This window comes from Cronobacter sp. HA18006 (assembly GCF_011605445.1).
Classification (GTDB): domain Bacteria; phylum Pseudomonadota; class Gammaproteobacteria; order Enterobacterales; family Enterobacteriaceae; genus Cronobacter; species Cronobacter sakazakii.
Genome location: NZ_JAANQB010000011.1, coordinates 1,021,865 through 1,035,770 on the forward strand (window position 1 = coordinate 1,021,865; position 13,906 = coordinate 1,035,770).

At 59.5% G+C, this 13,906-nt stretch carries 9 protein-coding genes; 3 read left to right on the forward strand and 6 right to left on the reverse strand.

Annotated features, from left to right (window positions below):
* Positions 1–49: 49 nt before the first annotated feature.
* Positions 50–991: an AraC family transcriptional regulator gene (locus tag G9X48_RS06590; protein ID WP_097641274.1), complete on the forward strand. Its 942-nt coding sequence runs from the start codon at positions 50–52 to the stop codon at positions 989–991.
* A 142-nt stretch (positions 992–1,133) separates the two neighbouring features.
* Here the strand turns inward: G9X48_RS06590 and narI are convergent, their stop codons facing one another.
* The 5 genes from narI to G9X48_RS06615 all read right to left on the reverse strand — a co-directional run bounded on the left by narI (position 1,134) and on the right by G9X48_RS06615 (position 9,605).
* Positions 1,134–1,811, reverse strand: coding sequence for a respiratory nitrate reductase subunit gamma (narI, locus tag G9X48_RS06595; protein ID WP_004386024.1), 678 nt, complete (start codon positions 1,809–1,811; stop codon positions 1,134–1,136).
* Positions 1,811–2,521 carry a nitrate reductase molybdenum cofactor assembly chaperone gene (narJ, locus tag G9X48_RS06600; RefSeq protein ID WP_097641273.1) on the reverse strand — a complete coding sequence of 237 codons (711 nt, stop codon included), beginning with the start codon at positions 2,519–2,521 and terminating at the stop codon, positions 1,811–1,813. The genes narI and narJ overlap by 1 nt, the downstream gene beginning before the upstream one ends.
* Positions 2,518–4,053: a nitrate reductase subunit beta gene (gene narH / locus G9X48_RS06605; protein WP_007890044.1), complete on the reverse strand. Its 1,536-nt coding sequence runs from the start codon at positions 4,051–4,053 to the stop codon at positions 2,518–2,520. Before narH ends, narJ begins: the two co-directional genes overlap by 4 nt.
* Positions 4,050–7,796, reverse strand: a complete 3,747-nt coding sequence (locus G9X48_RS06610) for a nitrate reductase subunit alpha (protein ID WP_097641272.1) — start codon at positions 7,794–7,796, stop codon at positions 4,050–4,052. The genes narH and G9X48_RS06610 overlap by 4 nt, the downstream gene beginning before the upstream one ends.
* A 417-nt stretch (positions 7,797–8,213) precedes the next feature.
* Complete coding sequence (locus G9X48_RS06615) at positions 8,214–9,605, reverse strand: NarK family nitrate/nitrite MFS transporter (RefSeq protein WP_087601209.1); 1,392 nt, start codon at positions 9,603–9,605, stop codon at positions 8,214–8,216.
* 312 nt (positions 9,606–9,917) lie between these two features.
* On the opposite strand from G9X48_RS06615, the gene narX reads away from it, so the two are divergent.
* Both narX and narL read left to right on the forward strand, forming a co-directional pair.
* Positions 9,918–11,726, forward strand: coding sequence for a nitrate/nitrite two-component system sensor histidine kinase NarX (gene narX, locus G9X48_RS06620; protein ID WP_004386019.1), 1,809 nt, complete (start codon positions 9,918–9,920; stop codon positions 11,724–11,726).
* Positions 11,719–12,369, forward strand: coding sequence for a two-component system response regulator NarL (gene narL, locus G9X48_RS06625; protein WP_097641271.1), 651 nt, complete (start codon positions 11,719–11,721; stop codon positions 12,367–12,369). The genes narX and narL overlap by 8 nt, the downstream gene beginning before the upstream one ends.
* On the opposite strand, the gene G9X48_RS06630 is transcribed toward narL, so the two are convergent.
* Complete coding sequence (locus G9X48_RS06630) at positions 12,366–13,781, reverse strand: YchO/YchP family invasin (protein ID WP_097641270.1); 1,416 nt, start codon at positions 13,779–13,781, stop codon at positions 12,366–12,368. The genes narL and G9X48_RS06630 overlap by 4 nt on opposite strands.
* Positions 13,782–13,906: the final 125 nt, after the last annotated feature.

The window sequence follows — 13,906 nt, forward strand, 5'->3', positions numbered from 1 at the left end:
TGCTGGACAATATATAATCAGAAGTCCGCTTAACTTTAGAGAGCGTCCAGTGACCGATCCCTTAACTGATATTGTTGCTTTGCTTAACCCCAGGCCAACGCGCGCAAAACTCGTTGAAGGCGCAGGTCAGTGGCGTATTCTCCGCGAGTCTGCCGGCGAGGCGTTTTACTGCGCCGTGTTGCAGGGCGAATGCCTGATGCACATTAACGGTAAAGCGCCCGAGCGGCTGGTGGCCGGCGATTTTATGCTGATCCCTGCCACTTACACCTTTGAAAATACCAGCACGGGCACTCCTCCTGTCGATATCTCCGTGCCAACGCTCCTCAGCGACGGGCACGTGAGAATTGGTGCAACGACGGGCCCGGCTGAGCTTCTGATGAATGTGGGGCATTGTGAATTCGACACGCCGGACAGAGCGCTTATCGTCGCGTTACTACCGAATGAAATTCTGATCAAAGGACAGCGTCGTTTCGTCACGCTCTTTGAACTCCTGCTGGATGAAAGCAGGAACCGGCGGCCCGGACGTGACGTGGTGATGACGCATCTTTTGCAACTGTTGCTGGTGGAATCGTTGCGAAGCGATCCGCAGCTCGCGAAAACGGCGGGTATTCTGCGCGGGTTACAGCACGAAAAAATCGCCACCGCCCTGCATCTCATCCATCAAAAACCTGGTGCTGACTGGCAAATCGCGCATCTCGCCCGAGAGTGCGCGATGTCACGCTCCGCTTTTTTCGCCACCTTCAGCGAGACCGTCGGCATGTCGCCCATGCAATACCTGCTCTTCTGGCGGATGTCGCTTGCCAGAAAAGCCCTGACGAGTGGCCAGGATAACATCGAACAGATTGCGTTGCGCACAGGCTACCAGTCGGCGAGCGCGTTCAGCGTCGCCTTCACGAAACACGCGGGTATGCCGCCTGGCGAGTTTCGCCGCCAGAGCAGAACGGCGCGGTCGATTCAGCCAGCCCAGCACGAAGAGGAGCCACTGGCCTGATGATGGGCATCACCGGCAACAGTGTTTTTGCCCGGTGAACACCGGGAGGGAAAGAGAAGCGGGCAACGCCATTCCCCGCCTGTAAAGCCGTAAAAAAACGCCAGGCCCGACGGGACTGGCGTTTGGCGTTGCGGAAAAAAGCTTAGCGACGCGCGCGTACTACCTGGTATTTGCGGGTCAGATACTCGACCGGCGCGCTCCAGACATGCACCAGACGCGTGAACGGGAACACCAGGAACAGCGTCATGCCAAGCACCAGATGCACACGGTAGATAAACGCCACGCCGTCCAGATGTTCAGCCGCGCCGCTGCGGAACGTCACCACGCTCTGCGCCCAGCCCACCAGTTTCATCATCTCGCTACCGTCCATATGCTGGGCGGAGAACGGAATGGTGATAAGACCAAGCGTACACTGCGTCAGCAGCAGCGCCAGGATCAGGATATCGGCACCGGTCGAGGTGGCGCGCACGCGCGGGCTGAACAGACGACGCTTCAGCAGCAGCAGGCCGCCAACGAGCGTCATCGCGCCAAAGATCCCGCCTGCGATCATCGCCAGTTGCTGTTTCACGGCAATTGGCAGGAACGATTCGTACATCCAGTGCGGCGTCAGCATCCCGAACAGGTGGCCGAAGAAAATACCGAGGATCCCGAAATGAAACAGGTTTGAAGCCATGTTCATCCCTTTGCGATCCAGCATCTGGCTGGAGGCGGCGCGCCAGGTGTACTGCCCGTAGTCGTAACGCAGCCAGCTGCCCACCAGAAATACCGTACCGGCAATGTACGGGTAGATACTAAAGAAGAACATATTCAGGAAGTGCATTATTGCTGTCCTCCGGCAGAGATATTCAGATATTGCGGAGCGACCGCTCCGGCGAAGCGGCGCTGGTGCGCGGCGATGTCAGCTTCGCCGCAGCCCTGGTCGGCGAAGAATTTCACCTGCTCTTCTTCCCAGACGGCGTCCAGCGCCTGCGGCGTGTCGTCGCGCGCCTCATCGGCGATTTTCTCGCTCACTTTGTGGGTATCCACCTGCGTGTCAGAAAGCGCAATCAGCAGATCAAACAGCACCGCGTAACGGCTTTCGCGCTGTTTAAGACGCGCGCCGAGCAGCGCCAGAATCGGCGCGATATCCCGCAGGCCGTCAATCGCCTCGTGCGCCGGACGCTGCGCCAGATACTCCAGGTAAAGCGGCAGATGATCCGGCAGCTCGCGGCTGTCGAGCATCAGCCCCGCGCGCTCATACTGCGCCAGCAGATCCACCATCGCCTGGCCGCGATCGCGCGATTCGCCATGCACATGTTCGAACAGCAGCAGCGAGGTGGCGCGGCCGCGGTCGAACAGTTCGCCGTAAGCCGCCTGCGCATCCAGCAGATCGTCCTGCAACAGATCGCGGATAAAGACGCCCAGGTGATGGGCGTTTTGCAGCGACAGATGCTGCGTCTCTGTCAGCGCGTCAAACAGCTCCTGCTGATGCTGCCACAGGGCAGCATCCGGGTACTCCAGCAGGCGGGAGATAATCAGCAGTTCGGTCATTGGCGCGGCTCCGTTTTCACCGTCACGTCGATGGCATCAATGCGGCGGCTGTTGAACAGGTTGAATTTGCTGTCCGAACCGTGGCAACCATCGCCAAAGCTGAAGCCGCAGCCGTTACGTTCCGGGAATGCGTCGTGCGCCAGTTCACGGTGGCTCGACGGCACTACGAAGCGGTCTTCGTAGTTCGCGATCGCCAGGTAACGGTACATCTCCTGCGCCTGCGCTTCGGTCAGGCCCACCTCTTCCAGCGCGCGGGTATCGTTCACGCCGTCAACGGTTTCCGCACGTTTGTAGTGACGCATCGCGAGCATGCGTTTCAGCGCCAGCAGCACCGGCGCGGTATCGCCTGCGGTCAGCAGGTTCGCCAGGTACTGCACCGGAATGCGCAGGCTGTCGACATCCGGCAGAATGCCGTTGCGGCCAAGCTCGCCCGCGTCGGCGGCAGACTGAATCGGCGACAGCGGCGGCACGTACCAGACCATCGGCAGCGTGCGGTATTCCGGGTGCAGCGGTAGCGCCAGCTTCCAGTCCATCGCCAGTTTCCACACCGGCGACTGTTGCGCCGCGTCAATCACGCTCTGCGGCACGCCATCTTTCAGCGCCTGTTCAATAACCGCCGGATCGTTCGGGTCGAGGAAGACATCCAGCTGACGCTGATAGAGATCGGTTTCATGCTCGGTACTCGCCGCCTGTTCGATGGCGTCCGCGTCATACAGCAGCACGCCGAGGTAGCGAATGCGGCCTACGCAGGTTTCGGAGCAGACCGTCGGCATCCCCGCTTCGATACGCGGATAACAGAAGATGCACTTCTCGGACTTTCCGCTCTTCCAGTTGAAGTAGATTTTTTTGTACGGGCAGCCGGTGATGCACATACGCCAGCCGCGGCATTTGTCCTGGTCAATCAGCACGATGCCGTCTTCTTCACGCTTGTAAATCGCGCCGCTCGGGCAGGTCGCCACGCACGCCGGGTTCAGGCAGTGCTCGCACAGGCGCGGGAGATACATCATGAAGGTGTTTTCGAACTGGCCGTACATCGCCTTCTGCATGTTCTCGAAGTTTTTGTCCTGCGAACGTTTTTCGAACTCGCCGCCCAGGATCTCTTCCCAGTTCGGGCCCGCTTCGATTTTGTTCATCCGCTGGCCGGTAATCAGCGAGCGCGGGCGGGCAATCGGCTGGTGTTTGCCTTCCGGCGCGTTATGCAGATGCTGATAGTCGTAGTCGAACGGCTCGTAGTAATCGTCGATGCCCGGCAGATGCGGGTTGGCGAAAATTTTGCCGAGCAGCATCCCGCGGCCGCCCATGCGCGGCTGCAGTTTGCCGTTGATTTTGCGCACCCAGCCGCCCTTCCACTTCTCCTGGTTTTCCCAGTCGTTCGGGAAGCCGACGCCCGGCTTGCTTTCGACGTTGTTGAACCAGGCGTATTCCATCCCTTCGCGGCTGGTCCAGACGTTTTTACAGGTCACCGAACAGGTGTGGCAGCCGATGCACTTATCAAGGTTCAGCACCATGCCGACTTGTGAACGAATTTTCATTTTACGCTCTCCTGTTTCTGGTCGTTGCCTTCGCCGTCCAACCAGTCAATGTTCTTCATCTTACGTACCACCACGAACTCATCGCGGTTAGAGCCGACGGTGCCGTAGTAGTTAAAGCCGTAGGCCAGTTGCGCATAGCCGCCAATCATATGGGTCGGTTTCGGGCTGATGCGGGTCACCGAGTTATGAATACCGCCGCGCTGACCGGTGATTTCCGATCCCGGAATATTCACGATGCGTTCCTGCGCGTGGTACATCATTGTCATCCCGGCAGGCACACGCTGGCTCACCACCGCACGGGCGGTCAGCGCGCCGTTGGCGTTGAACACTTCAATCCAGTCGTTATCCGCAATGCCGAGATCTTTCGCGTCGTCTTCGCTCATCCAGACAATCGGGCCGCCGCGCGACAGCGTCAGCATCAGCAGGTTGTCGCTGTAGGTGGAGTGAATGCCCCATTTCTGGTGCGGCGTCAGGAAGTTCAGCGCCTTCTCCGGGTTGCCGTTGGATTTCTGCCCCATTACGGCTTTCACCGAACGGGTGTCGATCGGCGGACGATACACCAGCAGGCTTTCGCCGAAGTCGCGCATCCACGGGTGATCCTGGTAGAGCTGCTGACGGCCAGAGAGCGTACGCCACGGGATCAGCTCATGAACGTTGGTATAACCGGCGTTGTACGAGACATGCTCATCTTCAAGCCCGGACCAGGTGGGGCTGGAGATGATTTTGCGCGGCTGCGCCTGGATATCGCGGAAGCGTATCTTCTCTTCTTCTTTGTTCAGCGCGAGATGCGTATGGTCGCGACCGGTGAATTCACTGAGCGCCGCCCAGGCTTTTACCGCCACCTGACCGTTGGTTTCCGGCGCGAGCGTTAAGATCATCTCGGCGGCGTCAATCGCGGTGTTCAGCATCGGCTGGCCTTTGGCCGGGCCGTCCTGCTTGGTGTAGTTAAGCTTGCGCAGCAGATCCATTTCGCTCTGGGTATTCCAGGCGATGCCCTTGCCGCCGTTGCCGATGGTTTCCAGCAGCGGGCCGATGGAGGTAAAGCGCTCATACGTCGCCGGGTAGTCGCGCTGTACCGCAATGATGTGCGGCGCGGTTTTGCCAGGGATCAGATCGCACTCGCCTTTTTTCCAGTCTTTCACATCCAGCGGCTGCGCCAGTTCGGCGGCGGAGTCGTGCTGAATAGGCAGCGTGACGACGTCGGTTTCCACGCCGAGATGGCCGACGCACAGCTCGGAGAATTTCTTCGCGATGCCTTTGTAAATCTCCCAGTCGCTTTTGGATTCCCAGGCCGGGTCCACCGCGGCGGAAAGCGGATGAATAAACGGATGCATATCCGAGGTATTCATATCGTCTTTCTCATACCAGGTGGCGGTCGGCAGCACGATATCGGAATAGAGACAGGTGCTGGAGAGACGGAAATCGAGCGTCACCACCAGATCCAGTTTGCCGTCAAGGCCATTGTCCTGCCATTCGATCTCTTCCGGCTTCACGCCGCCCTGCTGGCCCAGATCTTTGCCCTGAATGCCGTTTTCGGTGCCGAGCAGGTATTTGAGCATGTACTCATGCCCTTTACCGGAAGAACCCAGCAGGTTGGAGCGCCAGACGAACAGGTTGCGCGGGTGGTTTTTGCCGTTTTCCGGCTCTTCGGCCGCAAAGCGAATGTCGCCCGATTTCAGCGCGTTCACGGTGTAATCCACCGGGCTCATGCCGGCGGCGTCCGCCGCGGCTTTGATGCGCAGCGGGTTGGTGCCAAGCTGCGGCGCGGACGGCAGCCAGCCCATACGCTCGGCACGCACGTTAAAGTCAATCAGATGGCCACTGTAGCGCGATTTATCCGCAAGCGGCGACAGCAGATCGTCGGTCGTCAGGGATTCGTAGCGCCACTGACTGGAGTGGTTGTAGAAGAACGACGTGCTGTTCATATGGCGCGGCGGACGGTTCCAGTCCAGCGCGAACGCCAGCGGCGTCCAGCCGGTTTGCGGACGCAGTTTCTCCTGGCCCACATAGTGCGCCCAGCCGCCGCCGCTCTGACCGACGCAGCCGCAGAACACCAGCATATTGATGAGCCCACGGTAGTTCATGTCCATGTGATACCAGTGGTTCATACCGGCACCGACGATGATCATCGAACGGCCATGGGTCTTATCGGCGTTATCGGCAAATTCACGTGCGGTACGAATAATCTGCGCGCGCGGCACGCCGGTCACCTGTTCGGCCCAGGCCGGGGTATAGGCTTTCACGTCGTCGTAGCTCGCCGCGCAGTTACCATCGCCAAGACCGCGATCCAAACCGTAGTTGGCAAGCGTTAAGTCGTAGACCGTCGCCACCAGCGCGCTGGTGCCGTCGGCAAGCTGCAGGCGTTTCACCGGCAGTTTATGCAGCAGAATGTTTTCAAGCTTCACGCTGTTGAAATGTTCGCTGGTTTCGCCGCCAAAGTACGGGAAGCCAACCTCTGCCACCTCGTCGTGGTGGCCCAGCAGCGAGAGACGCAGTTCGGTCTCTTCACCGGTGGTGCCATCGCGCTGTTCCAGGTTCCATTTGCCTTTTTCGCCCCAGCGGAAGCCGATAGAGCCGTTCGGCGCGACCATATCGCCATCGCGGTTATCGAACGCGACGGTTTTCCACTCCGGGTTATTTTCCTGGCCCAGATTATCGACCAGATCCGAGGCGCGCAGCATGCGGCCCGCGGCGTAGAAGCCGTCGCGCGCTTCGAGCATCACCAGCATCGGCATGTCGGTGTAGCGGCGCACGTAATCGGTGAAATACTGGCTCGGTTTGTCGAGGTGGAATTCACGCAGCATCACATGGCCCATCGCCAGCGCCATCGCGCTGTCGGTACCCTGTTTGGGCGCGAGCCACAGGTCGCACAGTTTGGCGATTTCGGCGTAATCCGGCGTAACCGCGACGGTTTTGGTGCCTTTGTAGCGCACTTCGGTAAAGAAGTGGGCGTCCGGGGTACGGGTCTGCGGAACGTTAGAGCCCCAGGCGATGATGTAACTGGAGTTATACCAGTCGGCGGATTCCGGCACGTCGGTTTGTTCGCCCCAGGTCATCGGCGAGGCGGGCGGCAGGTCGCAATACCAGTCGTAGAAGCTCAGGCAGGTACCGCCAATAAGCGACAGGTAACGCGCGCCGGAGGCGTAAGAAACCATCGACATGGCCGGGATCGGCGAGAAGCCCGCGATGCGGTCCGGGCCAAAGGTTTTGGCGGTCCAGACGTTGGCGGCGGCAATAAGCTCATTCACCTCCTGCCAGGAGGAGCGAACAAAACCGCCGCGTCCGCGCGCCTGTTTGTAGCTTTTCGCTTTTTCGCTGTCTTCCATGATGGACGCCCAGGCATTCACCGGATCGCTGTGCTGCGCTTTCGCTTCGCGCCACAGTTTAATCAGGCGTTTGCGCATCAGCGGATATTTCAGACGGTTGGCGCTGTAGAGATACCAGGAGTAGCTGGCCCCACGCGGGCAGCCGCGCGGCTCGTGGTTCGGCATATCGGGGCGGGTACGCGGGTAGTCGGTCTGCTGGGTTTCCCAGGTGACCAGACCGTTTTTGACGTAAATCTTCCAGCTGCAGGAACCGGTACAGTTAACGCCGTGGGTGGAGCGGACAATTTTGTCATGCTGCCAGCGCTGACGGTAACCCTCTTCCCAGTCCCGGTTCGTATCCAGAAGTTGTCCATGCCCATCGGCAAAGGTTTCGCCTTTCTGTTTGAAATAGCGGAACCTGTCCAGGAATTTACTCATTCGGGGTGTTCTCCTGTGTGGAGCCTGTTGGCTCTCTGGTCAAATCGACATTGGCTCAATGGACGGGACGGTAACGCGTGGATTAGCCAGCAGAATTGACAACGATCAACGCGGTCTGGCTTAGAAAATGCACCGCAAAATGTCATTACCCCCAAAGGGGGATACAGAACAATCAATTAACTGTTTGTATATAATATATTTTTTATGAAAATGACGCCTTTTTAACCGCTTTCGGTTAACCGTCGGGTATTAAGGGGTAGTCTGAAAGTGAAAGTGATCTCCGCCACGCTTATTTGCCGTTTTATCGCTCCCCGCCCGCACTGAAACGCTAAAGCCATCAATAAGTATGTTGTAACTAACTCAGGTATAAAAAAAGCGCGGCCAGGCCGCGCAAAGGATAACCAAAAGGTTAAGGAGTCATCGTGCTGATTTGCGGCCATACACGGCCCAGGTCAGCACTACGCAAGCAATATAAAACACTAAGAAAACTTTCATCGCGCCTGCCGGTGAGCCGGTGAGCGCCAGCGAGGTACCAAACGCTTTCGGGATAAAGAACCCGCCAATGGCGCCAATCGCGGAGATAAACCCGAGCGCCGCCGCGGTGTCAGTCGCGGCTTCACGCATCGCCTGCTCATCGCTGCCGCCTGCCGCTTTCACGCGATCCATGGTCAGCTTGCGGAAAATCACCGAAATCATCTGGAACGTCGAACCACTGCCGAGCCCGGCGGTCAGGAACAGCGCCAGGAACACGCCGAAGAAGGCCGCGAAATTCCCGCCCACACCGCCTGACGGCAGCGTTACAAACAGCAGCGCGCTGAACACCGCCATCAGAACGAAGTTCACCAGCGTTACGCGCGTACCGCCCAGACGGTCAGAAATCGCCCCGCCTGCCGAGCGCGCCAGCGCGCCGAGCAGCGGCCCGAAGAAGGCAAAGTGCATCACATTCACCTGCGGGAACTGGGTTTTTGAAAGCATCGCAAAACCCGCCGAGAAGCCGATGAACGAGCCGAAGGTCGCGAGATACAGCAGGCTCATCATCCACAGATGACCGCGTTTAAGCACCGGAAGCTGCGCGCGGAAAGACGCTTTCGAGGTCGCCAGATCGTTCATGCCAAACCACGCCGCCAGCGTAAAGACCGCGAGGAACGGCACCCACACCCACGCGGCGTTTTCCAGATAAAGGCGCGTGCCGTCATCCTGCATAACGCCTTCGCTGCCGAACGCGGCGAAGATGGAGAGCGAAATCGCAAGCGGTGCGACCAGCTGCATCACGCTAACGCCCAGGTTGCCAAGACCGCCGTTAATACCGAGCGCCCCGCCCTGTTTCTGTTTCGGGAAGAAAAAGCTGATGTTCGCCATGCTGGAGGCGAAGTTCGCTCCGGCAAAACCGCACAGCAGAGAAATAATGATAAACGTGCCAAAGGACGTGGAAGGATCCTGCACCGCAAAACCCAGCCACACGCACGGAATAATCAAAATGCCGGTGCTGAACGCCGTCCAGCGACGACCGCCGAAAATCGGCACCATAAAGGAGTACGGCACGCGCAACAGCGCGCCGGAGACCGACGGCAGCGCGGTCAGCATAAACAGCTGATCGGTGGTAAAACGAAAGCCCACCTTATTCAGATTGACCGCCACTGCGCTGAACAACATCCAGACGCAGAAAGCGAGCAGCAGACAAGGCACGGAGATCCACAGATTACGACGGGCGGTGTGCTGGCCGGTACGCTGCCAGAACTGAACATCCTCAGGTCGCCAGTCGGTAATCAACCCGCTTGTGGAACGTGCCGCAGCGGAAGAGTCACTCATAAACACCTCAAACATGAAGGGGATAATGCCGCCACGGTAGCGTCTCGCCGCGCGCTTAAGTTGATGTAAATCAATGGATATACGCTCTCTGATTTGCGCAAAAAAACGCCTTACCCCCCAGGGAGTAGAGCTTAGCGCTAAAAAAAGTGTGGTTTTTCAGACGCAGCGCTTGTGCGCATGCCGCCGGTGTACAATGGGTGACATGAATGGCAATTAAGGAGTAATCCACAATGGGTATGGGTATACTCCAGGGGATACCTGAGAATAGATCCTACGCCTGTCCCGACGCCGCGTTAAGGAGCGCGCATCGCCATGCTGAAACGACGCTTTTCCCCGCTGACTCTCGCTAATCAACTGGCGATCATCGTGCTACTGCTCGCCGGCCTCGGCATGGGGGGCATGGCGCTGGCGGGCTGGCTGGCGCAGGGCGTTCAGGGCAGCGCGCATGCTATCAACAAAGCCGGGTCGCTGCGCATGCAGAGCTATCGTCTGCTCGCCGCCGTCCCGGTCGGCACTACCCGCACCGACATGTTTAACGAGATGGAGCGCACCGCCTGGAGCGATGAGCTGCAACAGGCCGCGGTGCGCGATGGTCAGCAGGCAGCGCTGCTGGCTATCCAGCGCTACTGGCGACAGCATCTTGCGCCCGCGCTGCGCGACGCCCATTCGCCGCAGGAGGTGAGCGGGCAAGTCACGCAGTTTGTCGGCCAGATAGACGCGCTGGTCAGCGCCTTTGACAGCTCCACTGAACACCGCATCGCGCAGATAGTCATGCTGCAGCGCGGCATGGCGCTGCTGATGGGGCTTTTACTGCTCTTTACCCTGCTCTGGCTGCGCCGCCGCCTGCTGCGCCCGTGGCGTCAGTTGCTTGAAATAGCCCACGCCGTGGGCCACCGCGATTTCAGCCAGCGCGCCAGCGTCTCCGGGCGCGATGAGATGGCAACGCTTGGCCATGCGCTTAACAGCATGTCGGCGGAGCTTGCCGAAAGCTACGCGAGCCTTGAGCAACGCGTGCAGGAGAAAACCGCCGGGCTTGAGCAGAAAAACCAGATCCTGTCGTTTCTCTGGGAGGCGAACCGTCGCCTGCATTCCGACGTGCCGCTATGCGAGCGGCTGGCACCGGTGCTGACGCGCCTGCAAAATCTCACGCTGCTGCGCGATATTGCGCTGCGGGTTTATGAAGTGGACGACGAAGAGCACTATCAGGAGTTTGTCTGGCAACCGGACGAGCGCTGCGACGAAATCGGCTGTCATCTCTGCCCGCGGCACCTGCGCACGGAGAGCGAAACCGGCACGACGCTTAAATGGCGGCTTGGCGATCTTCACACCCAGTATGGCCTCCTGCTGGCGACGTTGCCCGCGGGTTGTCATCTGAGCCGCGACCAGCAGCAGATGATCGACACGCTCATGGAGCAGCTCACTGCAACGCTGGCGCTGGAGCGTCAGCAGGAGCGCAAACAGCAGCTGCTGGTGATGGAGGAGCGCGCCGCCATTGCCCGCGAGCTGCATGACTCTATCGCGCAGTCGCTCTCCTGTATGAAAATGCAAATCAGCTGCCTGCAGATGCAGGGCGACGCGCTGCCGCAAGAGAGCCGCGAACTGCTGGGCCAGATCCGCCATGAACTGAACGCCTCCTGGCGGCAACTGCGCGAGCTGCTCACGACGTTCCGTTTACAGCTCAACGAGCCAGGGCTTAAGGCGGCGCTGGTGGCAAGCTGTCAGGAGTTCAGCGCGCGGCTCGGTTTCCCGGTGGTGCTTGATTATCAGCTCCCGCCGCGGCTGGTGCCGTCGCATCAGGCGATTCATCTGGTGCAGATTGCGCGCGAGGCGTTAAACAATGCGTTTAAGCATGCCGATGCCAGCGAAATTCGCGTCAGCGTCACGCTGCAGGAGGGCCAGGTACGGCTGTGCGTAGCCGACAATGGCCGTGGCCTGCCGGATAACGCCGGGCGCACTAACCACTACGGCTTAATTATTATGCGCGACCGCGCGCAGAGTTTGCGCGGCGACTGTCAGGTACGGCGACGAGCAGAAGGCGGCACCGAAGTGGTGGTGACCTTTATCCCCGATGCGCCGTTTTCATCCGTCCCCGCTCTTCCAGAAGGAGAAGTTCATGAATAACCCGGAACCGGCAACCATTCTGCTGATTGACGATCACCCTATGCTTCGCAGCGGCGTAAAACAGTTGGTCAGCATGGCACCCGCTATCACGGTGGTCGGCGAAGCCGGAAACGGCGAGCAAGGTATCGAAATGGCCGAAGCGCTCGACCCGGATCTGATCCTGCTTGACCTCAATATGCCCGGTATGAACGGCCTGGATACCCTCGATAAACTGCGTGAAAAAGCGCTGTCGGGCCGTGTGGTGGTGTTCAGCGTCTCGAACCACGAAGAGGATGTAGTGACGGCGCTTAAGCGCGGCGCGGATGGGTACTTGCTTAAAGATATGGAGCCGGAAGATCTGCTCAAGGCGCTGCAACAGGCGGCAGCGGGCGAAATGGTCTTAAGCGAAGCGTTAACGCCGGTGCTGGCGGCGAGCCTGCGTGCGAGCCGCGCGACGTCAGGCCGCGATGTCTCCCAGCTCACGCCGCGCGAGCGCGATATTCTCAAGCTCATCGCCCAGGGCCTGCCGAACAAAATGATCGCCCGCAAGCTCGATATCACCGAAAGCACCGTCAAAGTGCATGTGAAGCATCTGCTGAAAAAGATGAAGCTCAAATCGCGCGTCGAAGCGGCGGTCTGGGTACATCAGGAACGCATTTTTTAAGGCACCGGTGCCAGCAGTTCATAGCGCGGATCGTCCTGCGGCAGCGTCTGTACCGGCGCGGACAGCTTCAGGGTTATCCAGTTTGATGTCACGCGCTGGCCCTGTTCATCCTCGACCGTCACCGACAGCCGCCAGCTGTTGCTGGCTCCCGGCGTGTTATCCCAGGCGGGCATAATGACCGTCCAGCCGTCGGCGCTCGCGCTGTCGAGCGGCGGCGTCAGGCTCAGCGCCTGGGTGTCGCCCTGCCAGGAGAGCTGGCGGATCCCGTGGCGGCTGCGCACCTGTAACTTCAGCGCCACCGTCTCACCTGCGCTGAGATCCCACGGCGGCGTCGCAAGGAACACCGACAGCGTCTTGCGCTGGCGAAACTCCATCACCGGCACGTTAGTGCGCTCCACGCGGTCATAGCGGCTGCCGCGCAGCGAACGCGAGGCCGCCACTTCGTCCGGCGAGAGTTGCTTAGTGAGCGGCACGCCAAATCGGTAGTTCAGCTTCAGCCCTAAATCATTCTGGCTCACGCCGCTTTCCCCCTGACGGTGATGCGCGCTCACAGTGACGAGTGGCACCGGCGTATAACTTAGCCCCACTTTCACCGCGACCGGGTTGTGATAGCCCGTGCCGCTGTCGAACAGCTCTACCTGATCGCCGAAATATTGCTCAAAGCTGACGCTGGTATTGATGTGCTGATAAAACGGCAGATACGCCTGCGCGGTCACGTCATAACCGCGCGCCATGCGCTGTTCCAGCAAACCCGCGCGGTGCTGCCAGCCGCCAAGCGGTTGATAATAGTTAGCGGAAAGGCGCAGATAGTCGCCCCACGCTTCTGCGCCAAACCCGGCGCGTGAGGTATCGTCGTCAAACAGGCGATCGTAAAAGGTGTTATAGCCGAGCAGCCAGTGCCCGGCCGCCCAGCGCTGGCCGATGCCTGCGTTACCCACCAGCCCCTGATTTTGCTGGCTGACGCCGACCTGGCTCCAGGTGAGATAGCGGTTATTGTCCTGCCAGGGCGTAAACAGCGATCCGCTGCTGCCGTTGAAATTTCCCTCTTCATCCACCAGCAGATCCACCGTGGCGTTGCCCCACGGCGACAGCAGGCTTTCGGCCTCGCTGGTAATGCTGCTGCTCACCGCGTCACGCAAACGGTCAAACGCGAAGTGGCGCGCCTGCTGACCGGGCGAGAGTTCGCTGTCGGTCTGGCTCGCTTCGCCAAAGGCTTTCAGTACGCGGGCAAAATGTTTTTCCGCCGCGTTGTTCTCCGGCGCGAGGCCGAGATCGGGCAGGTTATCGCCATTTTCATCGAAGGGATTTTGCGCCTGGCGCACGTAGTCGTCGCTCTGGCTGGCCGCATCTGCACGGGCCGGCAGCAGCGCGGCGGTAACAACTGAGGGAAGGACAACCAATAACCACCGCATCACGTATGAATTTTTCTCTCCTGGGCCGGTTTTGCCGGAAAATGGATACATTTACACAGTATACCATATCGCGTTTGCCGCTCCCGACAAGCCCTGACGCGGCTTTTAAGGATAATCCTCATCCC

What these genes read in the sequence shown, in the direction of transcription:
- G9X48_RS06630 (WP_097641270.1), bottom strand. Translation starts at nt 13,781, where the DNA reads ATGCGGTGGTTATTGGTTGTCCTTCCCTCAGTTGTTACCGCCGCGCTG.
- narI (WP_004386024.1), bottom strand. Translation starts at nt 1,811, where the DNA reads ATGCACTTCCTGAATATGTTCTTCTTTAGTATCTACCCGTACATTGCC.
- G9X48_RS06615 (WP_087601209.1), bottom strand. Translation starts at nt 9,605, where the DNA reads ATGAGTGACTCTTCCGCTGCGGCACGTTCCACAAGCGGGTTGATTACC.
- G9X48_RS06610 (WP_097641272.1), bottom strand. Translation starts at nt 7,796, where the DNA reads ATGAGTAAATTCCTGGACAGGTTCCGCTATTTCAAACAGAAAGGCGAA.
- narL (WP_097641271.1), top strand. Translation starts at nt 11,719, where the DNA reads ATGAATAACCCGGAACCGGCAACCATTCTGCTGATTGACGATCACCCT.
- narX (WP_004386019.1), top strand. Translation starts at nt 9,918, where the DNA reads ATGCTGAAACGACGCTTTTCCCCGCTGACTCTCGCTAATCAACTGGCG.
- narJ (WP_097641273.1), bottom strand. Translation starts at nt 2,521, where the DNA reads ATGACCGAACTGCTGATTATCTCCCGCCTGCTGGAGTACCCGGATGCT.
- narH (WP_007890044.1), bottom strand. Translation starts at nt 4,053, where the DNA reads ATGAAAATTCGTTCACAAGTCGGCATGGTGCTGAACCTTGATAAGTGC.